The sequence below is a fragment of the Actinoplanes sp. NPDC049265 genome (genome assembly GCF_043197135.1).
Classification (GTDB): domain Bacteria; phylum Actinomycetota; class Actinomycetes; order Mycobacteriales; family Micromonosporaceae; genus Actinoplanes.
Genome location: NZ_JBICSP010000004.1, coordinates 67,458 through 84,543 on the forward strand (window position 1 = coordinate 67,458; position 17,086 = coordinate 84,543).

The following is a 17,086-nucleotide window of genomic DNA, read 5'->3' on the forward strand; positions in this document are numbered from 1 at the left end:
CCGCGGGTACGGGCCATTCGTCCACAGTGACCGGCGGCCGCCCGGGCAACCCATAGCATCGAGGCATGGGCAAGTCGCGGATCGACCCGTTGCTGATCGTGTTCGGTGTGGTCGCGGCGGCCGAGCTGGTCGCCGACGCGGCCGACCTCGGCCCGCTGCGCTGGATCACCAAGCCGCTGCTCGCGCCGCTGCTGGCCGCGTACCTGGTGCGGGCCGGCCGGCGCGACCCGGTCGCCGGCGCGCTGGTGTTCGCCTGCGCCGGCGATGTGGCGTTGCTGTTCGCCGGCCGGACGGCGTTCCTGATCGGGATTCTCTTCTTCCTGGGTACGCAGATCTGCCTGCTGGTGGCCTTCCTGCGCCGGCACCGGCCGCGGTGGCCGGTGCTCGTGGCCGCCGGCCTGCTCTGGGTGGCCGCCAACGCGCTGCTGTGGGGCCGGTTCGGTGATCTCCGCGTCCCGCTGCTCGTCTACAGTCTGTCCCTGTTCGCGATGGCCGCCGCGGCGACCGCCCAGGGCCGGCGGATCACGGCGGGCGGGCTGCTCTTCCTCGTCTCCGACACGCTGATCGCGCTGGGCCGGGCCGGTCTGCGGGTGCCGGCGCACGATCTGCTGGTGATGTCCACGTACATCGCCGCGCTGGCGCTAATCGTCACCGGGTGGGCGGCGGCGGCCCGCGTACCCGTCGTCAACGGCCCGCACGCACCGCCGCGTTCGCGTCGAACCACGCACCCTGATCGTCCATCGGCCCCAGCTTGAGCCCCTGCAGCAGCTTCAGCGCCTCACGGTCGGGCAGCCGGTCGTAGCTGACCACCTCGATGCGGGTCCGGCCGTCGCCGGTCCACAGGTAGCAGAAGCCGTCCAGGCAGCCCGACGCGCCCACCCGGTGCCGCGCGCCCGAGGTGACCAGGACCAGGAAGTTGTCGGCGATCGGGTTGGACGAGTTGATGCCGTTCACGTCCCACGGCCGTTGCACACCGGTGATTTTGGGTGCGGGCCGGGCGAACACGGCGGCGGCGGGCTGCGCATCCTTGTACGCCTCGGGGCTGGCCGACCCGGTTTCCACCCGCGTGCCGACCTCGACCGCGTGCCATCCCGTGGGCACGTACGAGAGGGTGAACGGCAGCCGGGCGGTGACCGGTTTGCCGGTGCGCAGGCCGGTCGCCAGCGCGCGCAGTTCGTCCAGGGCCAGCGTGCCGTCGCTGATCAGCATCGTGGCCCAGGCGCCGTCGGCGTACTGCCAGGCGAGCATCCGTTCGGTCTCGTTGGGCGAGGTCGGGTAGCTCTCGTCCCAGCGGGCCGAGCGCCCGCCCAGGTCGATCGGCTCGGTGGCGTCGAGGATCTTGGTGCTGAACGAGCCGGGCCGGTAGACGGTCAGCGTCCCGGCCGGTGTCTCACCCCGATAGATCAGGGCGGTCTGGTACGCGGTCGACACCGAGGTCGGGTCGGTGACCCGCAGCCGGCCGTCGGACCAGCCCCGCACCGTGAACGTTAACGGCGCGCCGGTGGCGGTCACCGGGACGCCGGTCGACCGGGACGGCGTCGGCGCGCTCCCTTCCCCGGCTGTTCGCCGGGCCGCGTTCCAGTGCAGGACACCGGCGGTGGCACTGGCCATCAGGACCAGCGCCGCGGTGCCGGCGACGGCCCAGCCGAGGCGGTGCGGGCGGCGGGTCCGGCGGGTGTCGGTCCGCAGTGGCCGGACCTGTTCGGTGACGAAGTGTTGCAGTTCGATGCGGTGCGTGGGTGGCCCGATCCCGGCGACGGCCGAGGCCATCGCGGCCGGCCGGCTGTGCGGCAGCAGCAGATCGAGCAGTTCGCGGGCGGTCGGGCGGCGCCGGGGATCTTTGTCCAGCGCGCGTTCGAGCAGCCCGCGCAGCGATTCCGGGACCCCGGTGAGGTCTGGTGGCTGGGTCAGGATGCGCGCGGCGGTGGCGTGCACCGAGTCGGTGCCGAAGGGCGTCCGGCCGGTGGCGGCGTAGGCCACCACGGCGGCCCAGGCGAAGACGTCGCCGGCCGGGTCGGCGGCGGCGACACCGCCCGTGTCGAAGCGTTCCGGCGCCATGTACGCGACGGTCCCGATCATCTGCCCGGTGCGGGTGTGCGCGCTGGTCACCTCCGGTCCGCGGGCGATACCGAAGTCGATCACCTTTACCCCGCCCAGGGCGAACAGCACGTTGTCCGGTTTCAGGTCGCGGTGGACCACGCCGGCGCCGTGGATGGCGGCCAGGGCGGTGGCGATGCCGAGGGCGACGCTGTGCACCTCGGCCGTGCCCAGCGGCCCCTGATCGGCCACCCGCCGGGTCAGGCTGGGCCCGTCGACGTACTCGACGACCAGGTAGGGCGGATCGTGGCCGGGGTCGGCGTCGAGCACGGCGGCCGTGCAGAACGGCGGCACCTGCCGGATCCGGGTGATCTCGCTGCGGAACCGGCCGAGGAACTCGTCGTCGTAGGTCAGCTCCTGCCGCAGCACCTTGACCGCGACCGGCTCGCCGGCCCCGTCGCGCCCGAGGTAGACCACGCCCATGCCACCTTGGCCGAGCCGCGCGACCAGCTCGTAGCGGCCGATCCGGCGTGGGTCACCTGGGCGTAGCGAGAACGGCACGCGTTGTCCCTGTCGCTGGCGTTTGGGGCCCCAGCACCGTACCAGGACATAGAACATGTTCAAGTCGCTTGACTTGGTTCGCATTGCCAACCATCCTGATATGGTTCGTATTACCAACCAGTTGCGGAGGGGCCATGCACGCCGCCGTCGTCACGTCCTTCGACCAGCCGCCCCGCTACCTCGACCACCCCGACCCGGTCGCCCACGGCCGCGACGAGATGGTCGTCGACGTCCTCGCCGCCGCGCTGCACCCACGGGTCCGCTCCCAGGCCGACGGCTCGCACTACACGAGCACCGACCAGCTGCCGCTCGTGCCCGGCATCGACGCCGTGGTACGCGACCCCCAGGGCCGCATCCGGTACACCGTGCTGGACGACACGACGCTCGGGTCGCTGGCCGACCGCACGGTGATCGAGACCGACCGCAGTGTGGTGCTCACCGGCCGGGTCGACCCGGTCCAGGTCGCCGCCGCGATGAACCCGGTGATGTCGTCCTGGGTGGCGCTGCGCCGGCGCATCGACTTCCACCGCCGGCAACGCGTGCTGATCCTCGGCGCCACCGGCAACGCCGGGCGAATGGCCGTCCAGGTCGCCAAGCGCTTCGGCGCCGGCCAGGTGATCGCCGCCGGCCGCGACCGCGACCGCCTGGCCCCGCTGCCCGCCCTCGGCGCCGACCTCACCTGCACCTTCGACGAGCTGGCCCGGTCGGGCGACGTCGACGTGGTCATCGACTACGTGTGGGGCGAGCCCGCCGCCCGCGCCATGGTCGACGTGCTCACCGCCCGAGCCGACCGCGCCGCCCCGCTGACCTGGATCCAGGTCGGCTCGGTGTCCGGCCCGACCGCGGCGATCCCGTCAGCGGCGTTGCGCTCGGCCCGGCTGCAGATCGTCGGCAGCGGCATCGGCGCGGTGCCGGGGCGAGACTTCGTCAAGGAGCTGCCGAGGATGGCGGCCGCGGTGGCCGACGGCGCTTTCGACGTACGCGCCCGAGCCGTGCCCCTGGCCCAGGTCGAACGGACCTGGACCGCCACGGCCGGCGCGCCCGACCGCATCGTCTTCGTGCCCTGATCGCCCCGCTCAGGCCGGGCCCGCACCCAGCATGCCCTCCAGCAGCGCGCGGAGCTGCCGCCGCTCCCCCGCCGGCAGCGTCTCGACCAGCGGCGTGAGCAACTCGGCGACCCGCCGGTAGATCGGCTCGACCAGCTCCGCGCCGCCCGGCGTGAGGAACACCTCCACCGCCCGGCCGTCGGCCGGGCTCGGCGCCCGGGCCAGCAGCCCACGCTTCTCGGCCCGGTCGACCAGCCCGGTCATCGTCGACCTCTCCAACCCGAGATGGTCCGCGAGCATCGCCATCCGGAGCCGGCGGTCGCGCAGGATGCCCAGCACCCGCAACTGGGTCAGGGAGAGGTCGTGCTCGGCGCCGACCCGGTTCAGCACGGCCATGACGGCGTACGCGGTCTGTGCCAGCGCGTCGATCAGCCCGACGTCGACGCCGGCCGGCTGTGATCTCTCCACAGTGTCGACCCTACCCAAGCTGGTGCGTAGTACGAACTATCGGCCCCCGCGAACGACGACCGGCCGGCACGATGCCGATGTCTTCGCGACACGAGCCGGCTGGCCCGCCTACCTCGCGCACCGCAGAGCCGAGTCACCGGCCGGCGGCGGCTGCGATCGTCTTGCCGAAGAAAGCTGCATTCGAGGCCGAACGCCCGGCTCGACCGGGCCGGTCAGGAGCGGCGCAGCAGGGTGGCCATCTCGGGAAGGTTGAAAAACTCCGCCGTGGCCGCCGCCGAGGGTGTGCCGGCGTCGGGATCGGCACCGGCGGCGAGCAGAGCCCCAACCGTTTCGGCGTTGCGGCGGAAGACCGCCGCCGCGAGTGCCGTCTGGCCCCGGTCGTTGACCCGGTCGGGGTCGGCGCCGCGCTCGAGCAGCGCGGCCACAGTCGCCGGGTGGTTGTGGTAGGCGGCGAGGATCAGCAGCGTGTCGCCCTTGTCGTTGGTCAGGTTGGGCGGCAGGCCCGCCGTCACACTGGCCGCCAGCTCGTCGGTGTCGCCCGCGCGGGCCAGGTCGAACATGCGGTGCGCGAAGGCGATCGCCTCGTCGTCGAGCTCAGCCACGCCGGAAGCCTACCGGGTCAGGCGCGCTTGACGGCGACCGTGACCCGGTGCGCGGTGGCGAAGATCGCGCCTGCCCAGCCGTCGGCGTCGCGGAAGGCCAGGCTGGTCGCGCCGTCCTCGGCCCGGTCGGACAGGATCGTGAACGCGGCGCGCGGCAGCTCGCGGCGATAGAACGACAGCACCGCCTCGGGGTCGGGCGCGGTCAGCGTGAACGACGCGCCGGACCGGCGGTCGGAGACGTCGGCCACGCGGCTGCCGGACGGGAGACGGAATGCGGCGGGCACGTTCCGCAGGGCGGCGCCGGCCCTGGTCACGGCCCGCAGCTCGGTGGTGGCCGGCCTGGTCTCGGCCGCCCGGGCGACGGCGGCCGGTTCCTCGGGGCGCGACTCGGTGGTGGCGGTGTTGCCGCAGGCGCTCGCCCCGGCGCCGGCCAGCAGGGCGGCAACCACGGCGGCGATCCGTCTCGCGAGCATCGGTGCCCTCCTGAGCGTTCCTGTCCGATCCGACCCCATTCTGCGTCATCCGGTCAAGATTCGTGGGCCGTGACGCCGGTCTCGCCCAGCCGGGGCAACGTGACGGCCAGGTCGGAATCGCCGAGTCAAGATTCGCGGGCCGTCACGCCGCTCTCGCCCAGCCGGGCCAACGTGACGGCCAGGTCGGAATCGCCGAGTCAAGATTCGTGGGCCGTGACGCCGGTCTCGCCCAGCCGGGGCAGCGTGGCGGCCAGGTCGGAGTCGTCGAGGGAGCCGGGCTGAACGCCCTCGGCGAAGGCCCGGTGCACCCGGGCCTGGAGGGCGGTGTTGGCCGGCGCCGGGACCCCGTGCAGACGGGCCAGCAGCACGATCTCACCGTTCAGGTAGTCGGTCTCGGGGTCGCCGGCCCGGGCCAGGCTCTGCCACGTCGAGCTGCCGCCGCGGGGCGAGCCGGGGATCTCGGCATGCCGCAGGCCGGACTGGTCGAGCTCGGCCGGGACCATGCCGGCGGCGGCGAACACCCGGTGCGCCTCGTCGCGCAGCAGGCCGGCGGCGGCCGTGCGCAACGCGGTCGGCGCGTACAGGGCGTCGAGGCCGTTGGCCAGGTTCCCGAGCAGCTTGCCAGCCTTGTACGCGGTGACGTCGGGCACCACGTGCACGGTGATGCTGGCCCGGCGCAGGTCAGCGGCGACCCGCTCGGCCGCGGCGCCGGTGCCCGACGGGTGCCGGCCCAGCCACAGCTCGGCCGGGACCGGATCGCCGTGGTTGGTCACCTCACCGGGCACGACGAAGGTGCCCGGGAGCCGGACCACGGCCCCGATCACCAGCGCGAACGACCGCAGCGCGGTCCGCTCGTTGTCGAGGCCGTTCTGGACGACGACCACGGGCAGGTCGGTGGCGGCGAGCCCGGTCCCGCCGTCAGGGCGCTTGACCGGCCGCCAGGCCCAGTCGCGCACCGCACCCGCGGTGTCCTGCGACTTGGTCACCAGCAGCAGCACGTCGTCGGCGGACAGCTCGACCTCGCCGGGACCGCCGGCGACCGGGATCCGCAGCCGGTGCTCACCGCCGGGTCGCCGGTAGGTCAGGCCGTGCTCGCGGAGCGCGGCGAGGTGGGCGCCCCGCGCCACCAGAATCGTGTCGATGCCGGCCCGGTGCAGCTCGGCCGCGATCGAGGCGCCGACCGCGCCCGCACCGACCACCACATAGCGAGTCATCCCTCGATCGTCCACCACCAGGCGAGCGAGGGAACGGCCAGGGGTTCCGGGCTGATGCCGGACGGCCGCACGGCCGGGTCCGTGCCCACCGGCACCCGTGTCAGGCCCGTGCGTGTCTGGTGTCAGCGTCGTGTCAGCGGCCTCGCCCAGCGTGCACCCATGACGACGACAACTGTGGTCCGGCGCGACCGCCGCGCGGGCCTGGCGCTCATCGCGAGCGGCGCCATCTTCTTCGTGGCCGAGTTCATCACCGCGGCGGCGTGGACCGACCCGCCCTACAGCTACACGTACCACTTCATCAGCGACCTGGGTGTGCACGGCCCGTCCACCGCGTTCGGGCAGTTCATGTACTCGCCGCTGGCCTGGGTGATGAACACCGGCCTGATCCTGTACGGCATCTCCGTGCTGACCGGCGTTCTGCTGCTGAACGGCCTGCCCCGCGGGCGCCGGGCGGCCCTGGTCGCGACGGCCGCGGTGCTGGCCGTGGGCAGCACCGTGGTGGCGCTGTTCCCGGGTTCCGGGGAGGCGTTCGAAGGCAGCGCGGCCGCGTTCCACGGGCTGGGCGCCTTCGCCACGTTCGGGGCCGGCAACGTGCTCGCGATCCTGGCCGGCCGGGCCCACCGGTTCCTCGGCGTCCCGCCGCGGCTGGGCCGGTTCCTGGTCGCGGCCGGCGTCCTCGGCTTCGTCGCGCTGGTCGCCTTCATGGTCACGCTCGGCTCGGGCGCGGGGGTGCTGATCGGCTTCTTCGAGCGCGGGGTGATCTACCCGTTCCTGATCAGCTTCATCGTCCTCGGCACGGCGATCAGAGCTGTGCCAGCTGACGTGTCACCGCGTCCGCGTCCGGGTGACCCAGGTCGGTGAGGATCGCGACCGCCCGGTGCCACGCCGAGCGCGCCTCGGCGGCGGCACCGGCGGTCAGCAGCATCCGGCCGAAGCGGCGCAGCGTCTCGGCCTCCTGGAAGCGGTCGCCACAGGACTGGAAGGCGCTCAGGGCCAGCTCGAAGTGCGTCGTGGCGGTCGGCCGGTCGCCGGCCAGCCCGTGGGCCACGGCCAGCGTGTCCAGGGTCATGCCGCGGCTGTAGCTGTCGTCGTGCTCGTCGAGGATGTCCAGCGCCCGCCGGCAGTGGCCGATGGCGGCCTCCGGGCGGCCCAGGTGGGCTTCGTGCCACCCGATCGCGTTGAGCACGGTGGCCTGGCCGAGCCGGTCGTCCTGGTCGCGGTAGAGCGCGAGCGCCCGCCGGTCGTAGCCGAGCGCGGGCGCGTGGCGGCCCTGCCGGGCCAGCATCCGTGCGGTCATCCGGTGCGCGGCGGCCAGGCCGAGCCGGTCGCCGATGGCGCCGAACCGGTCCCGGGCGATGCGCAGCTGTTCGGCCGCGAGATCGAAGGCGCCCAGCCAGATCTGGGCCGCGGCCAGGCCCCGGCGCGCGTGGGCCTCGGCGCCCGGATCGCCCAGCCGGATCGCCGAGCGGACCGCGGCGCGGTACAGGCCCTCGCGGTCGTGCCACCGGCTCCGTCGCTCCAGGTGGGTGGTCATGGCCTGGACCAGCGTCAGGACATGCCGGTCGGCCCCGCACTCGGCGGCCTGCGCGACACACGAGAGCAGGTTGTGCGACTCGTGCTCGAACCACAGGGCCGCGTCGGTCCGCTCGATCGTCGTGGTCACGGTGCCGGGCCCCGCCGTCCGGCCCGGGTAGAGGGCACGGTCGGCGAGCGTGGTGGTGGCCGCGTAATAGTCGAACATCCGCTCGCGGACCGGCGCGGGGTCGCCGCCGACCTCGGCGGCGTACAGGCGGACCAGGTCGTGCAGGCGGTAACGGCCCATCCGGTGTTCCTGCACGAGATGGCCGTCGATCAGCTCGCGCAGCGCGGCCGTCAGCTCGGCCCGGGCCAGCCCGGCCAGGTGCCGCACCGCGGGCAGCGCGATGTCCGGGCCGGGGGCGGAGCCGAGCCGGCCGAAGAGCTCCGCCGCGGCCGGCCGGACCGCCTCGACCGAGGCGGCCAGCACCGTCCGCAGGCCGGCCCCGTCGAACCCGTCCAGCCGGGCCGACGACTCCCGCAGGTCCTCGACGATCGCGGCCAGCGGCAGGTGCGGGGCGAGCACGGCCCGGCCGGCCACGATCCCGAGGGCCAGCGGCAGCCCGGCGGCGTACCGGATCAGCTCGGCCACCGCGCCGGGGTCCTCGGCCAGGCGAGCGGCGCCGAGGTGGCGGGCGAGCACCTGCGCCGACTCGGCCTGGTCGACCACGGCCAGCGGAACCGGGCGCGCGCTGTGCCCGGCGACCAGCCCGGCCAGCCGGGTGCGTCCGGTGATCACGGTGGCGCAGCTGGCCGTACCCGGCAGCAGTGGTTCCACCTGGGCCGCGGTGCGGGCGTCGTCGAGCAGCAGCAGGATCCGCCGGCCGGCCAACAGGCTGCGGTAGAGGGCGACCTGGCTGTCCGGGTCGGCCGGGACGGCGGTGGCGTTCACGCCGAGCCCGGACAGCAGGCACCGGACCGCCGCCTCGGGCGTCACCGGGTCGCGCCCGGGGTCGAAGCCGCGCAGGTTCAGGTAGAGCTGCCCGTCCGGGAACCGGTGCGCGTTCTCGTGCGACCAGCGCAGGGCCAGCCAGGTCTTGCCGATGCCGCCCGGACCGTGGATGACCGCCACCCGGCCGGCCCGCCCGGCGCCGTCGGTCAGCAGCGCGGTGTCCAGCTCGGACAGCGCGCCGGAGCGGCCGGTGAAGGCGGCCGGCAGCGGCGGCAGCTGCCGGGGCGTGGTGCGCCGGCGCTCGTGCGCGACCGGCGGGGCGGCCAGCACCGGATCGGTCCGCAGCAGCTGCCGGTGCAACCCTCGCAGGGCCGGGCCCGGGTCGATGCCGAGCTCACCGGCGAGCAGCCGGCGCACCCGTTCGTAGTGGGCCAGGGCGTCGGCCCGCCGGCCACACCGGTACAGCGCGAGCATGAGCTGGGCGGCCAGCCGTTCGTCGTACGGGTCGGCCGTGGCCTGCGCGGCCAGCGTCCCGGCCACCGTGGCGTGCTCCCCGGCGGCCAGCAGCAGATCGGTGTGGTCGCGTTCGGCGCTCTGCCGCTCGCGGCTCAGTTCGGCCCGGAGCTGGGTCGACCAGGGCGTGTCGAGCAGGCCGAGCGGCCGGCCGCGCCAGAGATTCAGAGCCGCCGGGTACGCCCCCAGCGCGGTCGCCTCGCCGCCGGTCCGCGCGTCGGCGACCAGCCGGCGGAACCGGTACAGGTCGACCGTGAGCGGGTCGACGGCCAGCAGATAGCCCGCGGCCCGCCGGACGATCGTGGCGTCGCACGGTTCGACGGCCGGCCGGAGCTTGCACAGGTACGCCCGGGCGGTGTCGCGGGCCCGCCGGGGCGCGGCCGGTCCCCAGACCCGCTCGATCAGGACGTCGCTCGGTACGCAGCGGCCGGCGTCCACGGCCAGTGCCGCCAGGACGTGCCGTTGCTTGGTGTGGCCGATGTCGACCGGGCGCCCGTCCGCGTACACCCCGATCTCGCCGAGCAGGCGGAACTCCACTCCCAATGCCCTGCCGCCCTCCCGATCCGAGCCCGCGGGACCCCAGTGTGTGCCGTGCCCGGCCAACCCGCTGTCGGCCAGCGGACCAGCGGTTCAACGGGAATCCAACAGTCGCCCAACGGGCCCGGCCGACGGTGGGGGAAGTCGGCCGGCGACCAGCGCCGGCGGCTGAAGTACAGGGGGAGACATGAGAAGCATGAGCACCGGTACGAGGGCGGCGGCACGCCTGGCGGCCGTGGCCCTCGGCGCGTCGGCCGTTCTGGTCACGTTGGCTCCGGCGGCGCAGGCGGCCGTGGTCAACAATCGGGTGACGGCGCCGGCCGGGATGATCGCCCAGAGCGCGACGGCGACCTGTCCGGCCGGCGAGTTCCTCAGCGGCGCCGGTGGGGGCGTCATCGGCGGCAACGGGGACGTGACCCTGACCGACGCGATCCCCGATCTGCCCGGCCAGTCGGTGACCGTGTGGGCGCACGCCAACCCGGGTGCCGTGCCCGGCGCGTACGACGTGGTGGCGCAGGCCATCTGTGTGCCCGGTGCGCCGCCGCCCGGCTACCAGGTGGTGACCATGACCAGCCCCGGCAACGCCGTCGCGGTCAAGGGGCAGTTCGCGGCCTGCCCCGCCGGCACCGGGCTGCTCGGCCTCGGCGCGAGCCTGCAGGGCGGGGACGGTCAGGTCTTCTACCGGCAGATCGAGCCGAACCCGGCGCTGTCCGGCGGCACGGTCTCGGCCGGTGCGTCCGGCGGCTACCTCGGCCCCTGGTCGGTGACGGCGTACGCGATCTGCGCCACCCCACCGCCGGGCGTCGTCGGCAGCCTGCGGGTCTCGACCGGTCCGAACAACAACACCTCACCCAAGGCGCAGGCCGCCGTCTGCCCGAACAACTCGCTGGTGACCGGCGTCGGTGGAGCGATCGCGATCGCCGGTACCGGCAACGTCCTGATCTCGGGCGCGCTCGCGAACCAGGCCCAGGACACGGCCACGTCGAGCGCGGTCTCGGACGGCCTGTTCCTGCCACCGTGGGACCTGACGTCCTACGCGGTCTGCTACGGCTGAGTTCGATACACCCCTGAGGCCGGCCGGAGCGGGATCCCGGCCGGTCTCAGGTCATTCCCCCGGGCCGCGATCGACCAGGGGCAGGAACAGGTCGTCGCCGATCGCGCGGATGACCCCTCGGCGGCGTCGCGCTATCTCACCGCCCTCGGTCTCCTCAGCTGAGCGTCAGTGCAGGGCCAGGGCCGGGCCGGAGGGCTCGGCCGGCTGGTTGGCGGCGAGCAGTTCGGGCACGGTGACCAGGCGGAAACCGCGCCGGCGGAGGCCGTCGATCATCGCCGCCAGGCCGTCCACGGTGATCAGGCGGCGGTCGTCGCCCGCGTCGTGGGCCAGCACTATCGAACCCGGCCGCACCGAGTCCACGATGAACTTGGCCTGGGCCTGCGGGTCCCCGCCGAAACTGCGCTCGTGCATCTCGTCGGACCACAGCACGATGTCGTAGCCCATCCGGTCGGCGGCCAGCACTGCCGAACCGCCGAGGTGACCGAACGGCGGGCGGAACACCTCGGGTGTGCGGCCGGTGTGTTCGCGGATCACCTCGTGGGTGCGGTGCAGTTCGTCGTACACCTGGCGCTGGTCGAGGGTGGCAAGGTCGGGATGGGACCAGGAGTGGTTGCCGATCGCGTGCCGGGCCAGCCGGCCGTCGACCAGGCGGTGGTGGCGGGCCAGGTTCCGGCCGACCATGAAGAACGTGGCCGAGGCGCCGGCCGCGTCCAGCACGTCGAGCACGGCCGGCGTCCAGTGCGGGGCCGGCCCGTCGTCGAAGGTGAAGGCGACGAGCTTCTCGCTCGTACGCCCGCGGTAATGGATGTTGACGTCCGGATGCGCGACCACACCCAGATCGTCGGCGGCCGCGGCGTACCCACCGCTGACCGGCGGCCGGTCCCACCCGCACCACGACCGCACCGCCGGGGCCGCCGCCACTCCGGCCGCGGCCCCGGCCCCGCCCAGCAGAGCCGCGCGCAGCACAGCGCGCCGGCTGATCCGTCGAACCACGAAGACTCCCCCATGTCTATCTTTCGCGGCTCGCAGCTTGGCCGATGGTGTCAAGGTCGCGCTTCCCCCGGGCGGCCGAATTCCATGTCCTGGACCTCGGCCGTTCGGCCTAGGGATGCTTATCGATAACCGGGCTGCCGGGGATGAATGACCTGGTCGAGGGCCTGTTCGAGGACGACCAACAGGGCGTCGCGGACCGATGTGCGGAACCGGGCGTCGAATGTGACAACCGGCACCCGGTCGTCGACGGCGAGGGCCCAGCGCACCTCGGACAGGTCGTAGGGCATCCGGCCGTCGAAGGTGTTCACGGCGACGGCGAACGGGACGCCGGCCCGTTCGAAGTAGTCCACCGGTTGGAAGCAGTCGGCCAGCCGGGTGCTGTCGACCACCACCAGCGCGCCCAGGGCGCCCCGGGACAGGTCGTCCCACATGAAGCCGAACCGGCCCTGGCCGGGCGTACCGAAGAGGTAGAGCTTGAGACTCTGATCGATGGTCACGCAGCCGAAGTCCATGGCCACGGTGGTAGTGGTCTTGAGGCTCTCCGACCGGCCCTCGTCGACGCCGGCCGCGACCTCGGTCATCTCGGCCTCGGTGGTCAGCGGGGCGATCTCGGAGATCGCCCCGACCGTGGTCGTCTTGCCGACCCCGAAGCCACCGGCCACGATGATCTTGACCGGAACCGGCGGCGTACGAACCGCACCGTCAGGAGATCGCCCGTAGTCCACGCATCACCCGCAGGATCGTCTCGGTCGAATGGGGGTTCAGCGTGTCGACGACGTGCACGTCCAGGTAGCCGGCGGCGCGCAGGTCGGCCACCAGGACCTTGGTCACGCCCAGGTGCAGGCGCAGCCGGGCCGAGATCTCGGCCACCGAGATCGGCTCCCGGCACAGCTCGACCATCGCCTGCATCTCCGGCCCGAGCGACGCGAACGGCACCCGGCCGACCCGCGGATCGTGCGGCCGCAGCGTCACCTGGGTCTCGAACTCGATGTCCCGGTCGGGCGCGTTGACCCGGCCCGAGGTCAGCACGAACGGCCGCTGCCGGATCTCGTCGCCGCCGGGGCCGGGCGGCGGCCCCGGCGGCCGGGCCGGCGCGGCGGCGGGCGGGGGCGTCCGCAGGTATGGCGGGATCCGACCGATCGGATCCGGATCGCGGAACTGGCCGTTCACATCTGGGCGGCGCTCTTCAGCTCCGCGATCAAACCGGGCGTGAGGGTCACCCCGGCCCGGCTGCAGAACAGCGTCATTTCGTACGCCACCGTGCCGAGGTTCGCCGACCGGCTGGCGATGACGCCGAGTACCGAGCCGCGACTGATCGAGGTGACCAGGAGAAATCCGTCGGCCAGGTCGACCACGACCCGGTTGAGCGTTCCCAGCCGATACCACTCGGCCGCGCCGCCGGCCAGGCTGGTCATTCCGGACACCACCGCGGCCAGCCGGTCGGAGTGCGCCCGATCCCGGTCCCGCCTGGACGACTTCGCCATCAGCAAACCGTCCGAGGACACCGCGATCGCCTCTTCCACGCCCGCCGTCCGCGTGGTGAACGAGCCGAGCAGCCAGTTGAACGTCTTCGCCTCGGCGCTGATCTCCACCACGGGAAGGTGGGTTCGGATGCTGTCCATCGTGCTGCTCCCTGTTCACTGGTGGTTCCTCTGTGAGGCGTCGTGGAGCGCACGCGCCACGCCGGACTCGATCTGCTCGACGAGGCTGCGGGCCGCGTCCGGGTCCTGCTCGGCCGCGGGTGGACCGGCCGGGCGGTGGGCCGAGGGGTCGCCCGGGGACAGGCTCGCGCCGGGCACCCGCCGGCTGAGCGACGCGTCCTGCGCCCGCGTGTCCGCCGGTCCCGGGGGCAGGTGGGGCATGACCTCGAAGGCGTTCCACGGGATCTCGCCGCGCCGCATCAGGTCACTGACCCTGGTCAGCGCCTCCCGCTCGGTCGGCCACAGCGCCCCTTCGCGCTGCGGGATGAGCACGGGAAGGTCCGGCGCGATGAAGGCCGTCGGCCTGGCGGGGCGTTCCATCCCCAGGTTGACCTCGACGGTCACTCCGCCGCCGGGTGTGTGGGACAGTGCGACCCCCAGCCCGTGCCGCCGCGCCAGCCGCCCGACCACGAACAGCCCGAGCACCTGACTGGGCACCAGGTCGAGCCGTTCCCGGCGGGCGATCCGGGCGTTCTCCTCGGCCAGCCGCTCGTCCGGCATGCCGATGCCGTGGTCGATGACGATCAGCCGGCAGCCGCCCGCGACGGCCGCCGCGCCGACCTTGACCCGGGTGTGCGGCGGCGAGAACGTTGTCGCGTTCTCCAGCAGCTCCGCGCAGATCAGCACCATGTCGCCGACCAGCGCGGGCGCCACCGACAGGTCGAGCGGGACCTCCACGTCGACGCGGGTGTACTCCTCGATCTCGGCCAGGGCGAGGCGGACCACGTCGACCAGGCGGGCCGGCGAGGAGTGGGTGGCCTCCCGCTCGGAGCCGGAGATCACGACCAGGCTGTCGGCGCTGCGGCGCAGGCGGTTGGAGATGTGGTCGAGCCGGTAGAGCTTGGCCAGGCGGTCCGGGTTGGCCTCGTCGTTCTCCAACTCGTCGATCAGCGAGACCTGGCCACCGACGAGATTCTGGGTACGCCGTCCGATGTGGCCGAACATCTCGGCGACGTTGCGCCGGCTGAGCACCTGACGTTCGACCAGCTGCGAGGCCGTGCTCTGGACCCGTTCGAAGACCCGGGCCAGGTCGCCGATCTCGTCGTGCGAGCTGACCTCGAGCACTTCGAGGTGCACCGGTTCGACCGTCTCGGCCTCGTCGTCGGCGACCCGGCGCAGTTCCGACTCGCCGGCGTCGGCCACCAGCGCGGCCGAGCGGCTGAGCCGGGTCAGCGGCACCGCCACGGCGCGGGCCACGGCGGCGACCAGGATCAGCACCACGATCAGGACCGCGAGGGCGAGGGCGCCGATCCCGTACGCGGTGGTCAGCTGCCGTTGCCGTTGCTCCGCGACCAGCGCGGTGACGTCGTCGACGAGGCGTTTCTCGACGAAGCCGCCGACCACGGTGAACGACTGCAGGGCCGGGAACAGCGACGCCACCGGCAGGGCCCGCATGGTCCGCACCGGGTCGGCCTCGAACCGGGCGTCGAAATCGTCGCCGACGCGCTGCCGGAAGGCGGCCGTGACCAGGTCGTACAGCCGGCGCTGGGGTTGGGTGGCGAAGCCGGTGAACCGGGTCAGGTAGGTGCCGAACTCGGCCCGTTCCTCGTGGTATCGGACGGCCAGGTCCGCGGCGCTGCCACCGGCCATGACGGCGAGCAGTGCGGTGCTCTCGGTGTTGGACTCGTCCAGGCGCAGCAACGCGTCCAGCGCGATCAGCTGCCGCCCGGCGTCGGTCGTGGCATCGGCCTGCTGCACCAGTCGCAGGGAATCGATCATGCCGTCCAGCACCGGGGTGAACGCGTCCAGCACCCGCTCCGGGGTGGCGCTCTTGGCCAGCACCTCCTTGCGCGGCGAGGCCAGTTGCGTGGTGCCGTCGAGCTGGGCGCGGACCTCGGCCGGCAGCTTGTCACCGAGGTCGGAGCGTACGTCGACGACCCGGTCGGTGACGGCCGCGGTCTGCAGCGTGAGGTCGTCCTCGCCGACCACGCCGAGCAGGTAGCCGATGGAGAGCAGCCGTTCGCGCTGGATGTCCTGCAGCAGCGCGCCGACCCGCCCGGCCACCGTGGCGGCGTTGTCGATGTCGGTCGCCCGCCCGGCGTCGGCGACCAGCTGCCGGACCACCGGCAGGACCAGGCCGGCCATGGCCAGCAGCGGGATCATCACCAGGAGCGTGAGCTTGCCGCGGATGCGGAGCCTACCGAGGAGCACCGTAACGCTCCCATCCCGCGTACTCGGGGCTGGACGCCTCGGCCGGCCGGGCCGGTGGCCACCGCGCCGGCACCGGTTCCCGGGGTGGCGGGGCGGCCTGGTGGGCCGGCGTGGGTGCGGGACGCGCGGCCGGTGCGGCCGGCCGGCGCGGCCGGGAGGCCAGGCCCAGTCCGATCGGTACGAGGGCCAGCAGCACCGACAGGGCGAGGGTGCCGAGGGCGATCAGGCGGCGCTGGCTGAGCGACGAGAGCCGGTCGCGCAGGGCGATGTCGATCTGGGCCAGTAGCGACGCGGAGAGGTCGGCCGCGGCGGACTGCATCTCGCCGCGCGCCCGGACCACCTGGGCCACGTCGACGGTGCCCTGGCCGGACAGCACCGGCGACATCAGGGGCACCAGGTTGTCGATGGCGCGGTTGAAGCGGTCGAGCTTGCTCAGCAGGGCGCCCCCGAGGCTGCGGCTGCCGGTGCCCTCGACGGCCAGGCGTACGTCGTCGGAGAGGTCGTGCGCGTTGCTGACCAGGTCGGAGCGAGCGGAGTTGATGTCGACGAGCGCCTTGGCCCGGTCGCCGGCCGACTGCCCGGCCGTGCTGACCAGCAGGTCGGTGTAGCCGGCGGCGGCGATGATGCCCTCGGGGAGTTCCTGGGCCGCGCCGTCACCGAGGTAGTAGCTGTCGGCGTCCGGGTCGCGGATCAGCTTGGAGTTGTTGCGTACCTTGTCGATCAGGGCCAGCAGCAGGTCGTTGACGCCACCGTAGGCGGCGATCACGCCGGCGCCGGCACCGCTGGTGGGCAGCGCCTCGATCTTGGCCCGGAGCCCGGACCACCGATCCTGGGTCCGCAGCCGCGATCCGAGCTCGCGGTCGACGGTGGTGACCGAGTCGACCGCCCGGGCCAGCGGCTCGCCCGTCACCGGGTTGCCGCCGACCGCGGCCGACTGCGCGTTGGTCAGGGCGATCTCGAGCGGGACGAGCGCCTGGATGTACCGGACCCCGTCGCGTTCCAGGTGGGCGAAGTCGGCCTGGTCCCCGACCGACCGCCAGACCATGGCGAACAGCACCACGACCGGCACAACCAGGACAAGTGCCAGCAGTCTCCGTACCCGGTCACCGGAAGGTGCCTTTGTAACCATGATCACTCACCCTCGACGCGGACCCGCGTTAGCCTGAAAAGCCGCACCGGCCTGCGGATCACCGCGGTCGGCCTGGGTGAACATAGCGACGCGGGCACGCATCGAGTCATGGAGCCTTGACCGATTGTTACGAGCGTTCCG

16 protein-coding genes are annotated in these 17,086 nt (G+C 73.4%); 4 read left to right on the forward strand and 12 right to left on the reverse strand.

Translation table 11 applies throughout. The annotated features are described in order from the left end of the window. Positions 1-65 precede the first annotated feature (65 nt). A complete protein-coding gene (locus tag ACGFIO_RS12445; protein WP_392825626.1) occupies positions 66-755 on the forward strand; it encodes a lysoplasmalogenase in 690 nt (229 codons plus the stop codon). Here ACGFIO_RS12445 and ACGFIO_RS12450 read toward each other — a convergent pair. Continuing rightward, positions 685-2,598: a serine/threonine protein kinase gene (locus tag ACGFIO_RS12450; RefSeq protein ID WP_392825628.1), complete on the reverse strand. Its 1,914-nt coding sequence runs from the start codon at positions 2,596-2,598 to the stop codon at positions 685-687. The genes ACGFIO_RS12445 and ACGFIO_RS12450 overlap by 71 nt on opposite strands. Positions 2,599-2,732: 134 nt before the next feature. Between ACGFIO_RS12450 and ACGFIO_RS12455 the strand changes: the two genes are divergently transcribed. After that, a complete protein-coding gene (locus ACGFIO_RS12455) occupies positions 2,733-3,665 on the forward strand; it encodes a zinc-binding alcohol dehydrogenase family protein (protein ID WP_392825629.1) in 933 nt (310 codons plus the stop codon). Between the two features lie 9 nt (positions 3,666-3,674). Here ACGFIO_RS12455 and ACGFIO_RS12460 read toward each other — a convergent pair whose 3' ends face one another. From ACGFIO_RS12460 to ACGFIO_RS12475, 4 genes are all read right to left on the reverse strand, one after another. Continuing rightward, positions 3,675-4,112: a MarR family winged helix-turn-helix transcriptional regulator gene (locus ACGFIO_RS12460; protein ID WP_392825631.1), complete on the reverse strand. Its 438-nt coding sequence runs from the start codon at positions 4,110-4,112 to the stop codon at positions 3,675-3,677. 212 nt (positions 4,113-4,324) lie between these two features. Then, the gene (locus ACGFIO_RS12465) at positions 4,325-4,672 is read right to left on the reverse strand and encodes an ankyrin repeat domain-containing protein (RefSeq protein WP_392826411.1); all 348 of its coding nucleotides are present in this window, start codon (positions 4,670-4,672) and stop codon (positions 4,325-4,327) included. A 59-nt stretch (positions 4,673-4,731) separates the two neighbouring features. Beyond that, positions 4,732-5,187 carry a hypothetical protein gene (locus ACGFIO_RS12470; protein ID WP_392825633.1) on the reverse strand — a complete coding sequence of 152 codons (456 nt, stop codon included), beginning with the start codon at positions 5,185-5,187 and terminating at the stop codon, positions 4,732-4,734. 197 nt (positions 5,188-5,384) lie between these two features. Next, entirely contained in the window at positions 5,385-6,401 is a 1,017-nt protein-coding gene (locus ACGFIO_RS12475) for a ketopantoate reductase family protein (protein WP_392825634.1), read from the reverse strand. A gap of 159 nt (positions 6,402-6,560) precedes the next feature. Here ACGFIO_RS12475 and ACGFIO_RS12480 point away from each other — a divergent pair, with 159 nt between their 5' ends. Continuing rightward, the gene (locus ACGFIO_RS12480; RefSeq protein WP_392825636.1) at positions 6,561-7,262 is read left to right on the forward strand and encodes a DUF998 domain-containing protein; all 702 of its coding nucleotides are present in this window, start codon (positions 6,561-6,563) and stop codon (positions 7,260-7,262) included. Here ACGFIO_RS12480 and ACGFIO_RS12485 read toward each other — a convergent pair. Then, on the reverse strand, positions 7,204-9,918 hold the full coding sequence (locus ACGFIO_RS12485; protein WP_392825638.1) for a BTAD domain-containing putative transcriptional regulator: 2,715 nt from the start codon (positions 9,916-9,918) through the stop codon (positions 7,204-7,206). The two genes, ACGFIO_RS12480 and ACGFIO_RS12485, sit on opposite strands and share 59 nt — an antisense overlap. A gap of 196 nt (positions 9,919-10,114) precedes the next feature. On the opposite strand from ACGFIO_RS12485, the gene ACGFIO_RS12490 reads away from it, so the two are divergent. Beyond that, positions 10,115-10,972, forward strand: coding sequence for a hypothetical protein (locus tag ACGFIO_RS12490; protein ID WP_392825640.1), 858 nt, complete (start codon positions 10,115-10,117; stop codon positions 10,970-10,972). Positions 10,973-11,137: 165 nt separating this feature from the next. Here the strand turns inward: ACGFIO_RS12490 and ACGFIO_RS12495 are convergent, their stop codons facing one another. From ACGFIO_RS12495 to ACGFIO_RS12520, 6 genes are all read right to left on the reverse strand, one after another. Continuing rightward, entirely contained in the window at positions 11,138-11,965 is an 828-nt protein-coding gene (locus ACGFIO_RS12495) for a polysaccharide deacetylase family protein (RefSeq protein ID WP_392825642.1), read from the reverse strand. Positions 11,966-12,084: 119 nt separating this feature from the next. Next, positions 12,085-12,690, reverse strand: coding sequence for an ATP/GTP-binding protein (locus ACGFIO_RS12500; RefSeq protein ID WP_392825643.1), 606 nt, complete (start codon positions 12,688-12,690; stop codon positions 12,085-12,087). Next, positions 12,668-13,135, reverse strand: coding sequence for a DUF742 domain-containing protein (locus ACGFIO_RS12505; RefSeq protein WP_392825646.1), 468 nt, complete (start codon positions 13,133-13,135; stop codon positions 12,668-12,670). The genes ACGFIO_RS12500 and ACGFIO_RS12505 overlap by 23 nt, the downstream gene beginning before the upstream one ends. Beyond that, positions 13,132-13,587, reverse strand: coding sequence for a roadblock/LC7 domain-containing protein (locus tag ACGFIO_RS12510; RefSeq protein WP_392825648.1), 456 nt, complete (start codon positions 13,585-13,587; stop codon positions 13,132-13,134). Before ACGFIO_RS12510 ends, ACGFIO_RS12505 begins: the two co-directional genes overlap by 4 nt. Before the next feature lie 15 nt (positions 13,588-13,602). Next, positions 13,603-15,816 carry a nitrate- and nitrite sensing domain-containing protein gene (locus ACGFIO_RS12515; RefSeq protein WP_392825650.1) on the reverse strand — a complete coding sequence of 738 codons (2,214 nt, stop codon included), beginning with the start codon at positions 15,814-15,816 and terminating at the stop codon, positions 13,603-13,605. Next, a complete protein-coding gene (locus ACGFIO_RS12520; protein ID WP_392825652.1) occupies positions 15,803-16,945 on the reverse strand; it encodes a hypothetical protein in 1,143 nt (380 codons plus the stop codon). The genes ACGFIO_RS12515 and ACGFIO_RS12520 overlap by 14 nt, the downstream gene beginning before the upstream one ends. Positions 16,946-17,086 lie beyond the last annotated feature (141 nt).